This window comes from Kitasatospora sp. NPDC058162, assembly GCF_042884005.1.
Taxonomy (GTDB): domain Bacteria; phylum Actinomycetota; class Actinomycetes; order Streptomycetales; family Streptomycetaceae; genus Kitasatospora.
The window spans coordinates 1-15,439 of the sequence record NZ_JBHVUS010000003.1 but is presented as its reverse complement, the minus strand read 5'-3'; the positions used below and the strand labels follow the sequence as shown (position 1 = coordinate 15,439).

General features: G+C 75.6%; 14 protein-coding genes. 6 read left to right on the top strand and 8 right to left on the bottom strand.

The annotated features are described in order from the left end of the window. Positions 1-16 precede the first annotated feature (16 nt). The 5 genes from ACFVXG_RS06475 to ACFVXG_RS06455 all read right to left on the bottom strand — a co-directional run bounded on the left by ACFVXG_RS06475 (position 17) and on the right by ACFVXG_RS06455 (position 5,544). Positions 17-877 carry a PHP domain-containing protein gene (locus ACFVXG_RS06475; protein ID WP_387924928.1) on the bottom strand — a complete coding sequence of 287 codons (861 nt, stop codon included), beginning with the start codon at positions 875-877 and terminating at the stop codon, positions 17-19. A gap of 74 nt (positions 878-951) precedes the next feature. Beyond that, positions 952-1,590, bottom strand: coding sequence for a DUF6758 family protein (locus ACFVXG_RS06470; RefSeq protein WP_387924926.1), 639 nt, complete (start codon positions 1,588-1,590; stop codon positions 952-954). Between the two features lie 321 nt (positions 1,591-1,911). Continuing rightward, a complete protein-coding gene (locus ACFVXG_RS06465; RefSeq protein WP_350506143.1) occupies positions 1,912-2,070 on the bottom strand; it encodes a hypothetical protein in 159 nt (52 codons plus the stop codon). A 393-nt stretch (positions 2,071-2,463) separates the two neighbouring features. Beyond that, positions 2,464-3,342, bottom strand: a complete 879-nt coding sequence (locus ACFVXG_RS06460) for an alpha/beta fold hydrolase (protein ID WP_387924925.1) — start codon at positions 3,340-3,342, stop codon at positions 2,464-2,466. Positions 3,343-3,507: 165 nt separating this feature from the next. After that, a complete protein-coding gene (locus ACFVXG_RS06455) occupies positions 3,508-5,544 on the bottom strand; it encodes a DEAD/DEAH box helicase (RefSeq protein ID WP_387924923.1) in 2,037 nt (678 codons plus the stop codon). Positions 5,545-6,235: 691 nt separating this feature from the next. On the opposite strand from ACFVXG_RS06455, the gene ACFVXG_RS06450 reads away from it, so the two are divergent. After that, entirely contained in the window at positions 6,236-6,964 is a 729-nt protein-coding gene (locus ACFVXG_RS06450; protein ID WP_387924920.1) for a ferritin-like fold-containing protein, read from the top strand. A 54-nt stretch (positions 6,965-7,018) separates the two neighbouring features. Here ACFVXG_RS06450 and ACFVXG_RS06445 read toward each other — a convergent pair whose 3' ends face one another. From ACFVXG_RS06445 to ACFVXG_RS06435, 3 genes are all read right to left on the bottom strand, one after another. Then, the gene (locus ACFVXG_RS06445; RefSeq protein WP_387924919.1) at positions 7,019-7,345 is read right to left on the bottom strand and encodes a hypothetical protein; all 327 of its coding nucleotides are present in this window, start codon (positions 7,343-7,345) and stop codon (positions 7,019-7,021) included. Between the two features lie 140 nt (positions 7,346-7,485). After that, on the bottom strand, positions 7,486-7,713 hold the full coding sequence (locus ACFVXG_RS06440; protein WP_387924918.1) for a DUF3107 domain-containing protein: 228 nt from the start codon (positions 7,711-7,713) through the stop codon (positions 7,486-7,488). A 133-nt stretch (positions 7,714-7,846) separates the two neighbouring features. After that, the gene (locus ACFVXG_RS06435) at positions 7,847-8,506 is read right to left on the bottom strand and encodes a TetR/AcrR family transcriptional regulator (RefSeq protein WP_387924916.1); all 660 of its coding nucleotides are present in this window, start codon (positions 8,504-8,506) and stop codon (positions 7,847-7,849) included. Between the two features lie 242 nt (positions 8,507-8,748). Here ACFVXG_RS06435 and ACFVXG_RS06430 point away from each other — a divergent pair, with 242 nt between their 5' ends. From ACFVXG_RS06430 to moeZ, 5 genes are all read left to right on the top strand, one after another. After that, complete coding sequence (locus ACFVXG_RS06430) at positions 8,749-9,651, top strand: alpha/beta fold hydrolase (RefSeq protein ID WP_387924914.1); 903 nt, start codon at positions 8,749-8,751, stop codon at positions 9,649-9,651. Positions 9,652-9,980: 329 nt separating this feature from the next. Continuing rightward, entirely contained in the window at positions 9,981-11,750 is a 1,770-nt protein-coding gene (locus ACFVXG_RS06425; protein ID WP_387924913.1) for a DUF3492 domain-containing protein, read from the top strand. After that, entirely contained in the window at positions 11,750-12,829 is a 1,080-nt protein-coding gene (locus ACFVXG_RS06420; RefSeq protein ID WP_387924911.1) for a hypothetical protein, read from the top strand. The genes ACFVXG_RS06425 and ACFVXG_RS06420 overlap by 1 nt, the downstream gene beginning before the upstream one ends. Before the next feature lie 107 nt (positions 12,830-12,936). Further along, complete coding sequence (locus ACFVXG_RS06415) at positions 12,937-13,944, top strand: NAD-dependent epimerase/dehydratase family protein (RefSeq protein WP_387924909.1); 1,008 nt, start codon at positions 12,937-12,939, stop codon at positions 13,942-13,944. A 229-nt stretch (positions 13,945-14,173) separates the two neighbouring features. Then, positions 14,174-15,352 carry an adenylyltransferase/sulfurtransferase MoeZ gene (moeZ, locus tag ACFVXG_RS06410; protein ID WP_387924907.1) on the top strand — a complete coding sequence of 393 codons (1,179 nt, stop codon included), beginning with the start codon at positions 14,174-14,176 and terminating at the stop codon, positions 15,350-15,352. The last annotated feature ends 87 nt before the right edge of the window (positions 15,353-15,439 follow it).

Below are 15,439 nucleotides of genomic sequence, written 5' to 3'. Positions count from 1 at the left end.
GCGGCCCCGCCCGCCGTCAGCGCTGGATCGGCTTCGCCCCGGTGGCCTGGGCCAGCAGCGCCTCGTACACCGCGGGGTCGGTGGTGTACTCGCCGAGCCGGACGGTCTTGCGGCTGCCGTGGTAGTCGCTGGAACCGGTGACCAGCAGGCCGAGTTCGCCGGCCAGCCCGCGCAGCCGCTGCCTGGTCTCCTCGTCGTGGTCGGTGTGGTCGACCTCCAGCCCGGCCAGTCCGGCGGCCGCGAGGTCGGCGATCACCTGGTCCGGGACCGTCCGGCCGCGCTTGACCGCGCCGGGGTGGGCGAACACCGGCACCCCGCCGGCCGCCCGGACCAGCCGGACCGCCCGCACCGGGTCGGTCTCGTGCTTGCGGACGTCCGCCCGGCCGCCGTTGGCCAGCCACTGCCCGGTGAAGGCGTCCGAGACGGTGGCCACCACGCCCGCCTCGACCAGCGCGCTGGCGATGTGCGGCCGCCCGACCGAGCCGTCCCCGGCGATCCGCTGCACCTGCTCCCAGTCGATGTCCGCGCCCAGCTCCCGGCAGCGCTCGACGATCGCCCGCCCGCGCCGGAACCGGTCGGTGCGCACCAGCTCCCGCTCGCCCGCGAACTCCGGCTCCTCCGGGTCGAACAGGTACGCCAGCAGGTGCATGCTGACCCCGCCCACCACGCAGGACAGCTCGGCGCCGGGGACGACGGTCAGCCGGGTGCCGTCCGGCAGCGCGTGCACCGCCGCGGCGGCCGCGGCATGGCCGGCGACGGTGTCGTGGTCGGTGAGCGCGACCACGTCGAGGCCGGCGGCGACCGCCGCCGCGACCAGTTCGGCCGGGCTGTCGGTGCCGTCGGAGGCGTTGCTGTGGGCGTGCAGGTCGATGCGCACGGGGCGGACTCCTGGGGGTCGGGTGTCGCCCAGGATAGGTCGTCCGCAGGACAGGCCGTCCGTCCGGCCCGGGGTCAGCCCAGCAGTCGGGGGGAGAGCGCCCCGCAGGGCAGCAGGTCCAGTTCGGCGCCGGCCTCGCGCAGGTCGGTGAGCACCAGTTCGTCGTACATCACCAGGGCGGACTGCTCGGGCCAGGCGATCGCCCAGAGCCAGAGCCCGCGGGCCTCGCCGACGAACACCGCGCGGTCGGCCGGGGCGTCCGGGACGTGGAACATCGGGGTGGGCCGGCCGGCGGCCATCAGCTTGGCGTCGGCGGGCTTGTAGAGGCCGACCGAGTCGCCCGGGTCGGGGCCGGGCAGTCCGGCGTAGCGGGCGCCGAGCCCGACGCCCAGTTCCTCGGCGACCAGCACCAGCTCCCCGAAGCCGCCGAGCGGGGCGGGCCCGGCGCAGGCGACGGCGGTGGCCCGGGCGCCCGAGACGTCGTCGCCGACGTGGGCGATGCCGGTGTAGAGCCAGCCGACCGGGAGCGGCCAGGGCAGCCAGACGGGGACCTGCGAGCGGGCGACGGCGACGCCCAGGGCTTCCACGCTCGGGGGCAGCACGGGCTGCATCGGGTGCACGGCTCCGTGTCGGTCGCATTGCCAGGTGTCCGAAAAAAGACCGGGGGCGCGGACCCGACCGGCGCACCTCGGACAGCTTGGCTCGCCCCTCATAGCCGACAACGCTCCTCCCTCCGGACCGCCGCGTCAAGGACGATCACCCGTACGGACGGCTCGGCGGCACCTCGTCGGTGCTGGACGCCCGGCCGGCGCGGATGGGGTGCGGCGCGGGCGGTTCCCCGTTGGGGGATGTCCCGTGGCGGGCGGCGGCAAACGTCCCGGGGGCCGAGGGCGGTGCCGGGGCCGGACGCACTGACGCCCCGTCATCGGCGATCGCGGTGACGGGGCGTCAGTCGGGTATCGGTACGTCCGGGTCGGACGCTCCCGGCTCGTCGGCGGCGGGTGGGGCCTCCCGATCGGAGGCGCCGCGCCGGGTCAGACGGTCGGGCACGGGCGGATGAGTAGGCGCTCACCGGTGCGGGCGGCGTCCTGGACGAATTCGCGGACGGTCTCGGCGTCGGCTATCACGCGCTCGGTGGCGGAGCCGTTGGCGTCGTCCAGTCGGAGGATCTCGAAGCGCATGGGCTTGGTCATGGGCGTCTCCTTTCCGGGCCCCGCGGTGCGGGGCGATTGCGGCTGAGTCGGTATCAGCCCTTTCGGGGTCTTGCGGATCCGGCGCTGGGGCCGGACCGGGCGCGTCGTACGAGCGGCGGTCTGCTGCGGCAAGGGCTCCCCCTGGACTTGCCTGATGCGTCTGGTGCCTCGTGAACCACGGTGCCGTGGTGGTGCTACCGGGCCGTTGCCCGTCCGTAACGTCCGGGTTTCGACTGATAGGAACCCCGGAGGGGCCGCCGATGATTCCCGGACAGAATCAAAGATTACCGTAACTAACGACTTTTGTCCTGCGTTGAAGCCGGTCGAACCTCCGGAAGTGGTACAGACCACTCCGGGAGAGGGTCGGCCCCGGGGCCGGTCGGGGGGCCGGGCTCAGGCCCAGAACGCGGCCAGCGCCTCGGCCGTGGCGGCCGGCCGCTCGGCGTTGGGGGAGTGGCCCGCGCCCGCGACGACCACCCGGCGGGCGCCCAGCCGCTCCGCCATCGCGCCCTGCTCCGGCACCGGCCAGGCGTAGTCCCGCTCCCCGGACAACACCAGCACCGGCAGCGCCCCCGCCGTCACCGCGGCCAGCTCGTCCACCCGGTCCGGCGCGGCCACCAGGTGCCCGCCGGTGACGGCCAGCGACCGCGGCACGTTCGCCACCCAGCGGCGGTGCAGGAACTCCGCGACATCCGGCGCCAGGGCGGGCTTCGGCTGCCCGCTGTCCTCGTCCATCTGCCGCATGACCTGCCAGATCTCCTCCAGGCCCAGCACCGGCAGGACGTCCAGCAGCAGCCTGGTCCGGGCCGCCTCGGCCGGGTCGATCGCCCCCGGCCCGGTGGCCATCAGGGTCAGCGAACGCCACGGCAGCGGGCCCTCGGCGGCGGCCGCGAGCACCGCCTCCCGGACCACCTGGCCGCCGAAGGAGTGCCCCAGCAGGTGCACCGGCCCGCCCTCCGCGGCCAGCACCCCGGTCAGCGCCCGGACGTCGGCGCCCAGCGCGTCCACGGCGTACGCCGCCGGGTCGTCCGGCCCGCCGGTCTCGTACTGGCCCCGCTGGTCCACGGCCGTCACCCGGTACCCGGCGGCCGCGAGCGGTGCGAGCAGCGCGATGAAGTCCTCCTTGCTGCCCGTGAACCCCGGCACCAGCAGGGCCGAGCCGCGCACCGGGCCGTCCGGCTCCGCCCGCAGCGCCGCGAACTCCCCGCGTTCGGTCGGCACGCGCTCCGCCCGGGCGCAGCGGGGCAGGTCCAGGAACGGCGGAGTACTCATGAGCGGGTTCCCTCCCGGGGCAGACGACGCCCCGAGCCTAGGGCCCGTCTTCGGACTCCCGCCTGCGGGGCGGGCGGACGACGGGAGTCCGAAGACTGGCCCTGCCGTCAAGACCCCCCTCCCACCGGGCAGGACGTCCGGGAACGCCCGAGGGGGCGGGGCGGGTCAGCCCTCCGGAGTGGCCTCCGGGGCGGCCACGGCCTTGCGGGTGCGGGTGCGCTTGCGCGGAGCCGGCGCCTCCTCGGCCGGGGCCTCGGCGGCCGGAGCCTCCGGGGCGGTCTCGGCGACGGCCTTCGGCTTGCGGGTCCGGGTCCGGGCGGCCGGCTTCTCCTCGGCCGGGGCCTCGGTGACGGCGGCGGCCTCGACGGTCTCGGCGACCTCGGCCTTCGGCTTGCGGGTCCGGGCGCGGGCCGGCTTCTTCTCCACCGGGGCCTCGGCCGGAGCCTCGGTCACGGCAGCCGCCTCGACGGTCTCGGCGACCGCGACCGCGACCGCGACCGCGACCTCGGCCTTGGGCTTGCGGGTCCGGGTGCGGCGCGGCTTCTCCTCCGCCGGGGCCTCCGCCGGGGCCTCGGCCACAGCCTCGGTCACGGCGGCCGTCTCGACGGTCTCGGCGACCTCCGCCTTCGGCTTGCGGGTCCGGGTCCGGCGCGGCTTCTCCTCGACCACCGGCTCGGCCGCGACCACGGCGACCACGGCGGCCTCGACGACCGCAGCGGCCTCGGCGACGACCTCGGTCGCCACCACCGCGGTGGCCTCGCCCGAAGCGGCGCCACCGCGCGAACGGCGGCGACGACGGCGCGGCGCGGCCTCGCCCTCGGCGCCCTCGACGGCCGGGGCCGACCCGGTCACCGGGGCGGCGGCAGCGGCCTCGCCCTCGCCGGCCGACGAGCCGCCGCGGGTGCGGCGACGCTCACGGGTGCGGCGCGGCTTCTCCTCTGCCGGGGTCTCGACGGCGGCGCGGTTCGGGCCGCTGCGCCCGCCGCGGCCGGTGCGGGCGCCCCGCCCGCCGGTCTCGCCGAGGTCCTCGATCTCCTCCGCGCCGAGCCCGGCCCGGGTGCGCTCCGAACGCGGCAGCACACCCTTGGTGCCCGGCGCGATCTTCAGCAGCTCGTAGAGGTGCGCCGAGGTGGAGTAGGTCTCCTCCGGCTCGTTGAACGGCAGGTCCAGCGCCTTGTTGATCAGCTGCCAGCGCGGGATGTCGTCCCAGTCGACCAGGGTGACGGCGGTGCCGGAGGCGCCGGCCCGGCCGGTGCGGCCGATCCGGTGCAGGTAGGTCTTCTCGTCGTCGGTGCACTGGTAGTTGATGACGTGGGTGACGCCCTCGACGTCGATGCCGCGGGCGGCCACGTCGGTGCAGACCAGCACGTCGACCTTGCCGTTGCGGAAGGCGCGCAGCGCCTGCTCGCGGGCGCCCTGGCCGAGGTCGCCGTGGACGGCGCCGGCCGCGAAGCCGCGCTGGGTCAGCTGGTCGGAGACGTCGGCGGCGGTGCGCTTGGTGCGGCAGAAGATCATCGCGAGCCCGCGGCCGTCGGCCTGCAGGATGCGCGAGACCATCTCGACCTTGTCCAGCGAGTGCGCACGGAAGATGTGCTGCTCGATGTTGGCGACGGTCGCGCCGGTGTCGTCCGGGGCGGCGGCCCGGATGTGGGTCGGCTGGCTCATGTAGCGGCGGGCGAGGCTGATGACCTGGCCCGGCATGGTGGCCGAGAACAGCAGGGTCTGCCGCTTCGCCGGCAGCATGGTGATGATCTTCTCGACGTCGGGCAGGAAGCCCAGGTCGAGCATCTCGTCGGCCTCGTCCAGGACCAGCGCGCGGACCTTGGACAGGTTCAGCTTCTTCTGGCCGGCCAGGTCCAGCAGTCGGCCCGGGGTGCCGACCACGATGTCGACGCCCTTGTTGAGCGCCTCGACCTGCGGCTCGTACGCCCGGCCGCCGTAGACCGCGAGCACGCGGACGTTGCGGACCTTGCCGGCGGTCTGCAGGTCGTTGGTGACCTGGGTGCAGAGCTCGCGGGTCGGGACGACGATCAGCGCCTGCGGGAAGTCCGAGAGCTGCTCCTCGGTGGCCCGGCCGGCGTCCACGTCGGCGCGCACGATGGCGCGCTCGATCAGCGGCAGGCCGAAACCGAGGGTCTTGCCGGTGCCGGTCTTGGCCTGGCCGATGACGTCGTGGCCGGTCAGCGCGACCGGGAGGGTCATCTCCTGGATGGGGAAGGGATGGACGATGCCGACGGACTCGAGTGCCTCGGCGGTCTCCGGGAGGATCCCCAGATCCCGGAACGTCGTCTTGATGGGTTCAGCGGTGGTGGACAGGGTGCTGCCTCTTCCGTTTTCGGAGGGGCCGAGAGCGAGCGGCGGGCGGGCAGCCGCGCGGCTGCGTACGGGCCTGACGGCCCTGATGACAGCTGCGCGGACGCACAACCGCGCCGGTCCCTGCGGCCGGCCGGTGCGCGCGGCCCGATGGCGGGGCGCGTCGCCGGCGGCGTCGGGGAGGATTCCCGTGAGGGACCTGCGCGGGACCTCCGCCAGGTGGGCGTGGTCTCGGCGGCCCTCGCTCGGCCACTGATGCGGTGCCAAGGCTTGAAGTCCAAGCCATGGTCGGAGCCGATCGGCTCTCCGACCGGGCATCCGCGTACGTGAGTACCCGTGCCTCCGGTGCGGACACGTCCGGGGGACGCGCTGCCGCTACGGAGCGGGCTCGTGCGGGTCACCGAGACGGCGGTGACACCGTGCGAACACGACGGGGCTCCGTACCACCATACAGTCAGGCGACGACTCGAACACGTGACGCGTCTGACACCGCCCCCGCCGGCCGCCGCGGGACCGGTCGAACCGGCAGGTCACCGGGGGTGCACCCGGCGTCGGGGCGCAGGCCTTAGGGTGGCGGGTCATGGAGACCCATGGTGAGACGCAGGACGGCGCGCCCGGCTCGATCGGCGACTGGGCCACGTGCTCGGCCGAACCGGGCTACCGCGCGGCGGTGCTCGACCTGCTCGGCGCGCTCGCGTACGGCGAGCTGAGCGCCTTCGAGCGGCTCGCCGAGGACGCCAAGCTGGCGCCCGGCCTCGCCGACAAGGCGGCCCTGGCCCGGATGGCCTCCGCCGAGTTCCAGCACTACCAGCGGCTGCACGACCGGCTCGCCGAGATCGGCGCCGACCCGCAGGAGGCCATGCGCCCCTTCGTCGAGCCGCTGGAGCTGTTCCACCGGATGACGGCGCCCTCGGACTGGCTGGAGGGCCTGGTCAAGGCCTACGTCGGCGACGCCATCGCGACCGACTTCTACCGCGAGGTGGCCGTCCGGCTGGACGACGACACCCGCGACCTGGTCCTCGGCGTCATGTCAGACACCGGCCACGGCCAGTTCGCCATCGACAAGGTCCGCCAGGCGATCGAGGCCGACCCGCGGGCCGGCGGCCGCCTCGCGCTGTGGGGCCGGCGGCTGATGGGCGAGGCGCTCAGCCAGGCCCAGCGGGTCGTCGCCGAGCGCGACGCGCTGTCCAACCTGCTGGTCGGCGGCGTGCAGGTGCAGGGCTTCGACCTGGTCGAGGTCGGCAAGATGTTCAACCGGATCACCGAGGCGCACACCCGGCGGATGGCCGCCCTCGGGCTGGCGTCGTAACGGGCGTCGTCACGGGCTCCGTCACGGGCTTCATGACGGGCGTCGGAGCGGCCCTCAGGCCGGTCGGTGCCGCCGCGGCGCGCGGTGGGCGCCGGCCCGGTGCGGGTGGTGCCGGTGCGCCGGGGCCCGCCCGGCCGCGAGGTCCGGCCGGGCCAGCAGCGAGGTGACCACCCCCGCGGCCAGCGCCGAGAACGCCACCGAGGCCACCGGGGAGCGCCCGTCCAGGCAGAAGTGCGCGACCACCCCGCCGAGCAGCGCCGCCGCCAGGGCCGTCCCCACCACCAGCGGGCGGGACGCCCGGTAGTACCCCGGCAGGCCCAGCAGCGCGGCCGCGGCCGCGACCAGACCGACCAGGACGAAGACGAACGACTCGACCAGCAAGGCGGCCTCCCCGGGGGAACGGGCGTGCGGCGACGGTGCCGCACCTGTCGCCGTACCCAGCCCGACCAGGCCGTACACGCGACGGTGCCCCGCTCCCTGACGGGAACGGGGCACCGGGCCGGCCTTGACGGGGCGGCGCCTCAGGCGGTGCCGAAGCCCACCTTGCGGGCGGCCGACTCGCCGATCTCCACGTACGCCAGGCGCTCGGCCGGGACGATGACGCGACGGCCGTGCTCGTCGGTGAGCGAGAAGAGCTTGGTGGAGCCCTCCAGCGCCTTCGCGACCGCGCTCTCGACCTCATCGGCAGTCTGCGAGCTCTCGATCACGATTTCGCGCGGCGCGTTCTGCACGCCGATCTTGACCTCCACGGCTTCCGTCCCTCCGGGTTGGCAGTCTCCACGCGCGGCCACGGGCCGCCTGGGACAAGCGGCCACGGCGACCGCGCCGTACGGCTTCACCATAGAGCACCCGATCACCGCCGAGGCGAAGGTCAGCGGATCGTCAGCGCTGAGCGGAACCCTCCGGCGCGAGGTCGGCCGGGTGCATCGGGAAGCCCTTCAGCCCCCGCCACGCCAGGCTGGCGACCAGCCGCACCGCCTCGTCGCGCGGGATCTCCAGACCCTGCGACAGCCAGTACCGGGCGGTGATCTGGGCCAGGCCGCAGACCCCGGCGGCCAGCAGCTTGGACTCCGCCTCCGGCAGGTCGGTGTCCTCCTGGATCACCTTGCTGACCAGCGTCGCGCTCGCCTCGGAGGCCCGCTCCACCCGCTCGCGCACGGCCGGCTCGTTCGTCAGGTCCGACTCGAAGACCAGCCGGAACGCGCCCGACTCGCTGGAGACGTAGTTGAAGTACGCCTCCATCGTCGCGGCCACCCGCAGCTTGTTGTCGGGAGTGGTGCCCAGCGCCTCGCGGGTGGACTCGACCAGGGCGTCGCAGTGCTTGTCCAGCAGCGCCAGGTAGAGCTCCAGCTTCCCGGGGAAGTGCTGGTAGAGGACCGGCTTGCTCACCCCGGCACGGTCGGCGATGTCGTCCATGGCGGCCGCGTGGTAACCCTGCGCGACGAACACCTCCTGGGCGGCACCGAGCAGTTGTTCACGGCGGGCGCTTCGCGGCAGGCGGGCACCGCGCGGGCGCTCCTGCGCCTCCTGGATGGCCGTCACGGCGCTCCTCACTTCGGGGTTCTTCGGGGCTGGCAAGAGGGCCGATTCTACTTTTCGGTAACCGCGCCCGCCCTCGGTGAAGGCGAGAAAAGCAGTCCGCCCGCTTGTCAGGAGCCCACAATACGGCGCTGACCTCGGCGTCGGCAGTGGTGCGACGAGGGAAGGACGGGGACGGGACCGGGGGCCGCAACCGCCGGACCACCCCGGCCGCCCCCGGTGGGGCCTCACTACCATCGTCCACCATGAGCAGCGCTGAGCAGCAGGTACGTACGGTCGAGGTCCCCGGCGCGGTGCTCGCGGTGCACCGGCCCGCCGAGGAGGGCGGCACCGACGGGCGCGAGCCCGGGCTCTTCGTGCACGGCCTGGGCGGCTCGGCCGCCAACTGGACCGCCCTGATGGACCGGCTCTCCGGCCTCGTCGACGGCGAGGCCGTCGACCTGCCCGGCTTCGGCCGCTCCGGCCCGCCCACCGACGGCAACCTCAGCCTCAACGGCCACGTCCGCGCCGTCATCGGCTACCTGGAGGCCTCCGGCCGCGGGCCCGTCCACCTCTTCGGCAACTCGCTCGGCGGCGCCGTCTCCGTCCGGCTCGCCGCACTGCGCCCCGACCTCGTGCGCAGCCTCACCCTGGTCTCGCCCGCCCTGCCCGAACTGCCCCCGCAGCGCTCCGCCTGGCCCACCGGTCTGCTCGCCCTGCCCGGTCTGCCCGCCCTGGCGCGCCGGCTGTCGGCCGGTCGGCGCGACGCCGAGGCGGCCACCGAGGACCTGCTGCGGCTGGTCTACGGCGACCCGGCCGGCCTGAGCCCGGCCGCCCGGGCCGAGGCGGTGGCCGAGTACCGGCTCCGGCTGGAGCAGCCGCACGCGATGCCGGCCCTGATCGGCTCGGCCCGCGGCATCGTCTCCGCCTACACCGAGCGCGGCGACCAGGCCCTGTGGCGGCAGGCCGAGCAGGTCGCGGCGCCCGTGCTGCTGGTGTACGGGCTGCGCGACAAGCTGGTCTCCTACCGCTCCGCCCGCCGGGCCTGCGCGGCCTTCGCCGACGCCCGGCTGCTGGTGCTGCCGGAGTCCGGGCACGTGGCGATGATGGAGCACCCCGACGCGGTCGCCCGGGCCGTGCGCGAGCTGATCGCGGGCACCGCCCGCTGAGCGGCGGGCGGCGCCGGAGCGCCGTATAGCGCGCGGTAACGGCCCGGCTCGGGGCGAGGTCACGGCGGTTCACTCGTTCAGGTGGCAGCCAGGCATGTGACCGATGGATCGCCCCGGGCCGGTCCTACCTTTCTGCTGCCGGACCGAACAGGTGTGGGGGAGGACCGCTGACGCCGGAGCACTCGGCGCACGGCCCGAGCAAGCGTCCCGGCGTACGGCCCCGCGGCTCCCGTGGCCCCTGCCCAGGGGGCGTCCCAGGGGTGCGGGGGCGGCCGGCCTGACCGAGGCCGCCGGCGCCGCCCCCGTCCCGAGGCAGAAGGAGGTCTCCCGTGCGCGTCGCGCTGCTCACCGAGGGTGCCCGTCCGCATCCCGACCGTGGTGCCGGGGCCTGGTGCGAGCGGCTGGCCGAGGGCCTGCCGGAGCACGAGTTCGAGCTGTACCTGCTCACCGGCCCGGACGGCCTCGGCGCCGTCGCGCGGCTCTCGCCCGCCTGGCACGGCGCCCGGGATCTCGCACTCTGGGGCCGTCGGCCGTGCGGCCGGGCCCCCGGGGCGGTGCGCAGACGCCGGTACGCCCGGGCGTACGAGGAGCTGGTGCGGGCGCTGGTGCTGCCGGGGGAGCGGGCCGGCTTCGGGGCCGGGCTGTACCGGCTGGCGGTGCTGGCCCGGGAGGACGAGGGCACCCTGCCCGCCTTCCTCGCCTCCGCCCACGCCCGCCGGGTGCTGGAGCGGACCTGGCGGCTGCCCGGCGCGGACACCTCGGCCGGACAGCCGCTGGTCCACGACGTGCTGGTCGCCGCGGACCTGCTGGAGCAGTGCCTGCGCCCGCTGTCCGCGCCCTGGTACGGCACCGGGCCCGGCGGCCTCGGCGCCGCCGACCTGTGCCACGTGGTCGGCGGCGGCCCGGCCGCGCTGCCCGCCCTGATCGCCCGGCAGCTGCACGGGGTGCCCTTCGTGGTCACCGAGCACGGGCTGCACCTGCGCGAGCAGTACCTCGGCTGCGCGCCCCGAGCCGAAGGGCGCGCCGGTGCCGAAAGTGAGGAGCGACAAGCGAGGCACGAGCGCGGGAGCGACGACCGTCGGCACCGGGTTCGAGCGCCCGGAGGCGAGTGGGCGAGTCACGAGGCGCCGTACCGGTGGCCGGTCCGGGCGCTGCTGCTGTCCTTCTTCCGGGCGCTCACCGAGGAGACCTACCGGCAGGCCGCGATACTCACCCCGGGCAGCGCCCACGACCAGCAGTGGCAGCGCCGCTGCGGGGCCGATCCGGCGCGTACCCGGGTGGTGTACGAGGGCACCCCGGCGGTGGACCGCCCGGCGGCCGGGCCGGAGCCGCAGCGGCCGACCCTGGTCTGGGCGGGTGCGCTGGAGCCGGGGCGCGACACCGAACTGGTGCTGCACGCCTTCGCCCGGGTCCGCGCCGAACTGCCCGGGGCCCGGCTGGTGGTGCACGGCGAGGAGGCCGCCCCCGGCTACCGGGCGCACTGCGCGGCGGTCGCCGAGCGGCTCGGGGTGGCCCGGGCGGTGGACTTCGCCGGACGGCCCGGCTCGCTCGCCGAGGCCTGGCAGGGCGGCACGGTGGCGGTCTTCTCCGCGCTCTCCCAGCGCAGCCCCCGGCTGCTCGCCGACGCCATGCTCAGCGGCCGCGCGGTGGTCTCCACCGACGTCGGGGTGGCCCGCGAGGTGGTCGGCCCGACCGGGCTGCTGGTGCCCGCCCGCGACCCGCGCGCGCTGGCCGGGGCCTGCCTGGCGCTGCTGCGCGACGAGGAACGGCGCTCCCGGCTGGGCCTGGCGGGGCGGCTGCGGGCGCAGGAACGCTTCGCCGTCGAGCCGGTGATCGGCGCCTTCCGGGAGATCTACCTGGAGCTGGTCTCGCAGTACCCGGCCTTCCCCGAGGGGGGCGGGGCGGGCGCGCCGCGTCCGTTCGCCCGCCCCGCCGAGTACTGGCTCGGCGACGGCCCGCCGGGCGGTCGGGAGGACGGGACCGATGCCGAGGCAGATGCCCCGGGCCCGCACCGCCGTAGTGGGCAGCTCGCCGCCGCGTCGGTGATCGCCGACACCCCCGCCCGCCCCTCCGGGCCGGCCCTCGCGGAGGCCGTCTGATGTCCGGCCCCGTCGCCAGTGCCGACCCGGTGCGCGAACTGATGGCCGAGCACCGGGAGTTGTGCGAGCGCGCCGTCGACCCGCTGGAGATCGCGGCCGGACTGGAGGAGGCCGGGCTCGGCCCGGACGCCGCCGCGCGCTGCCGGCACGCCGACCTCTTCGCGCTCGCCGAGGAGCTGTACGCCCGGGTGCCCCGGCGCCCGCCGCCGCCCGAACCGCCCGCGCCGCGCCGCAGCGGGGCCGCCGCCCGGGCGGCACTGACCGCCGCCGCGCTGGCCGCGCTGCCCTGCGCCGGGGTGGTGGCGCTCGGCGCCCGCTGGCCGGTGCTGCTGCCCGCCGCCGTCCCGCTGGCGCTGCTGCCCGCGCTGACCGGGCCCGCCCCGGCCGAGCCCGCCCCGCCGCCCTGCGGCCCGGCCTGCCCGGCGGAGCTCGGCCCGGTCCGCACCCCGTCCCGGCCGGCCGGCTCCCGGCTGCGCCCCGCCGCCTTCGGGTACGGGCTGGGCCTGGCCGCGCTGCTGCTGCTCCCGCTGGCGGCGCCGGGCCGGGACCGGCCGCTGGCCGCCGCGCTGGTGCTGGCCGCCGCGGTGTCGGCGGGCTCGGCGGAGCGGGCGGCCCGCTGGTACCGGCAGGTCGGCCGGGGGCACCTCGGGTCGGCCCGCACGCTGGCCGAGTTCCGGGCCCGGATGCGCCCGGTGCTGCCGGTCGCGCTCGCGCTGCACCTGGCGGTGCTCGCGGTGCTGACCTACGCCGCGCTGGCCGTCCTCGCGGTGGTCGCGCCGCGGCCCGGGCCCGGCCACGGCGGCGGCCTGCTGCACCTGGCCGCCGAGCGGGCCGGTCCGGCGGCGTGGGCGGCGCAGGGCGTGCTGGGCCTGCTGCTGGTGCTGCCCGCGCTGCTGGCGCGGTGCGGCCGGGCGACGGCCGCCGCGCTGGGCGCCGCGGCCGGGCCCGCCGCGACGGCGGTGCTGCTCGCCCTGGGCCGTCCCTGGCCGTCGGCCGTCCTGGTGGGCGGCGGCGCGGTCGCGGCGGTGCTGCTGCTGCACGGCTGGGCCGTGCTCGGCCGGGCCGGTGCGCACCGCTGAACCCCCTTGTCAGACCTGTCAGACCTGTCAGATCTCGTTCGCTTCTCGTTCGCTGTTTTCAGTCCGCCAGGTCGTCCCCGACCTCGCTTCGTGGAAGGACGCCCCCGATGAGGGTGCTGCTGCTGGGCGCCGACGGCTTCATCGGCCGCCGGGTCACCGATCGTCTGCTGATGGACCAGGAGTTGCAGGTGACGGTGCTCGGCCGGCGCGACTCGGCCGACATCCGCTTCGACCTGACCACCGGGAGCCCGGGCGCGCTGGCCCGCTTCCTGGACGCGGTCGCGCCGCAGGTGGTGATCAACTGCGCGGGCGCCACCTACGGCAGCTCGCGGACCCTGATCCGGTCGAACACGCTGGCCGTCGCGACCGTCTGCGAGGCGATCCGGCGCAGCCGGGAGCCGGCCCGGCTGGTGCACGTCGGCTCGGCTGCCGAGTACGGGCCGGTGCCCGGCGGGGTGCCGGTGTCCGAGCAGGCCGAGCCGCGGCCGGTCGGCCCGTACGGGGTGTCCAAGCTGGCCGGGACGGAGCTGGTGCTGGCCTCCGGGCTGGACGCGGCGGTGCTGCGGGTGTTCGACGTGGTGGGCCCGGGGGCGCCGACCGCCTCGCTGTTCGGGCGCCTCGCCGAGGGCCTGCGGCGGGCGCTGGAGCGGGACGAGAACCAGGTGCGGATGCCGGACCTGTCCGGATACCGGGATTTCGTGGACGTCCGGGACGTCGCCCGGGCGATCCAGGCGGCGGCGGTCTCGGCCGCCACCGGGGTGATCAACGTGGGCAGCGGGCACGCCGTGCGGGCCCGGGACGCGGCCCAGCTGCTGGTCCGGGCGTCGGGCTTCGAGGGGGCGATCGTGGAGGAGAACCGGCCGGTCCTGCTGCCGGCGCAGGTCGGCGGGCCGGGCGGCGACCACCTGCCGGGCCACGGCCACCAGCCGGGTCCGTACCTGCCGGGCCACCGGGCGGAGGTGCACCGGCCGGAGGGCCGGCCCGCCCCGGGCGAGCCGGTGCCGTGGCGGCAGGCGGACGTGCGCACCGCCCGGGACCGTCTCGGCTGGCGGACACAGGTGCCGCTGGAGGAGTCGCTCGGGGACGTCTGGCTGGAGACGGCCTGCCGGGTGTGAGTCCGGAGCGGGAGCGCCCCGGGCCCGGAACGACGGGCCCGGGGCGCTCCGGGGCGTCCGGCGGGCGGTTCCACGATCCGGCGCGGCCCGTCTCGCCCATCGGACGAGCTGTCTCGGAATACCGGTGGGGCATGACACTGTTGGCCTAGAGAGCCACCTGAGTGGCGGTGCAACAACCCCGTCCGAGGCAGGCCCCGGCCGCCTGAACAAGACACCCATCGGAGTCCCCGTGTCGTTGCCACCCCTGGTCGAGCCGGCCGACGAGCTCACCGTCGACGAGGTCCGCAGGTACTCCCGCCACCTGATCATCCCGGACGTCGGGATGGCCGGGCAGAAGCGGTTGAAGAACGCCAAGGTGCTGTGCGTCGGCGCCGGCGGCCTCGGCTCGCCCGCGCTGATGTACCTGGCCGCCGCCGGTGTCGGCACGCTGGGCATCGTCGAGTTCGACGTGGTCGACGAGTCGAACCTGCAGCGCCAGATCATCCACGGCCAGGCCGACATCGGCCGCTCCAAGGCGGAGTCGGCGCGCGACTCGGTCAAGGAGATCAACCCGTACGTCGACGTGGTGCTGCACGAGGAGCGCCTCGACAACTCCAACGTGATGGAGATCTTCGCCGGCTACGACCTGATCGTGGACGGCACCGACAACTTCGCCACCCGCTACCTGGTGAACGACGCCGCGGTGCTGCTCGGCAAGCCGTACGTGTGGGGCTCGATCTACCGCTTCGACGGCCAGGCCAGCGTCTTCTGGGCCGAGCACGGCCCCTGCTACCGCTGCCTCTACCCGGAGGCCCCGCCGCCGGGCATGGTCCCGTCCTGCGCCGAGGGCGGCGTGCTGGGCGTGCTCTGCGCGTCCATCGGCTCGATCCAGGTGAACGAGGCGATCAAGCTGCTGGCCGGGATCGGCGACCCGCTGGTCGGCCGGCTGATGATCTACGACGCCCTGGAGATGAACTACCGCCAGGTGAAGGTCCGCAAGGACCCGAACTGCGCCGTCTGCGGTGAGAACCCGACGGTCACCGAGCTGATCGACTACGAGGCCTTCTGCGGCGTCGTGTCCGAGGAGGCGCAGGCCGCCGCCGCCGGTTCGACCATCACCTCGAAGCAGCTCAAGCAGTGGCAGGACGACGAGGAGGACATCTACCTCATCGACGTCCGCGAGCCCGGCGAGTACGAGATCGTCAACATCCCCGGCGCGGTGCTGATCCCGAAGAACGAGTTCCTCATGGGCGACGCCCTGGAGAAGCTGCCGCAGGACCGGAAGATCGTGCTGCACTGCAAGTCGGGCGTGCGCTCGGCCGAGGTGCTGGCCGTGGTCAAGGCCGCGGGCTTCGCCAACGCCGTCCACCTGGGCGGCGGCGTGCTCGGCTGGGTGAACCAGATCGAGCCGCACAAGCCGGTCTACTAGGCCGCCGGCCGGACGTACGGCCCCGGACGGCCCGGACATACGGAGGAGGGCCCCACCGCCGAGCGGTGGGGCCCTCCTCCGGATGTG

Coding starts and splice junctions, on each gene's coding strand:
- ACFVXG_RS06470 (WP_387924926.1), bottom strand. CDS start 1,590: ATGAGGGGCGAGCCAAGCTGTCCGAGGTGCGCCGGTCGGGTCCGCGCC.
- ACFVXG_RS06465 (WP_350506143.1), bottom strand. CDS start 2,070: ATGACCAAGCCCATGCGCTTCGAGATCCTCCGACTGGACGACGCCAAC.
- ACFVXG_RS06460 (WP_387924925.1), bottom strand. CDS start 3,342: ATGAGTACTCCGCCGTTCCTGGACCTGCCCCGCTGCGCCCGGGCGGAG.
- ACFVXG_RS06455 (WP_387924923.1), bottom strand. CDS start 5,544: ATGACCCTCCCGGTCGCGCTGACCGGCCACGACGTCATCGGCCAGGCC.
- ACFVXG_RS06450 (WP_387924920.1), top strand. CDS start 6,236: ATGGAGACCCATGGTGAGACGCAGGACGGCGCGCCCGGCTCGATCGGC.
- ACFVXG_RS06430 (WP_387924914.1), top strand. CDS start 8,749: ATGAGCAGCGCTGAGCAGCAGGTACGTACGGTCGAGGTCCCCGGCGCG.
- ACFVXG_RS06420 (WP_387924911.1), top strand. CDS start 11,750: ATGTCCGGCCCCGTCGCCAGTGCCGACCCGGTGCGCGAACTGATGGCC.
- ACFVXG_RS06415 (WP_387924909.1), top strand. CDS start 12,937: ATGAGGGTGCTGCTGCTGGGCGCCGACGGCTTCATCGGCCGCCGGGTC.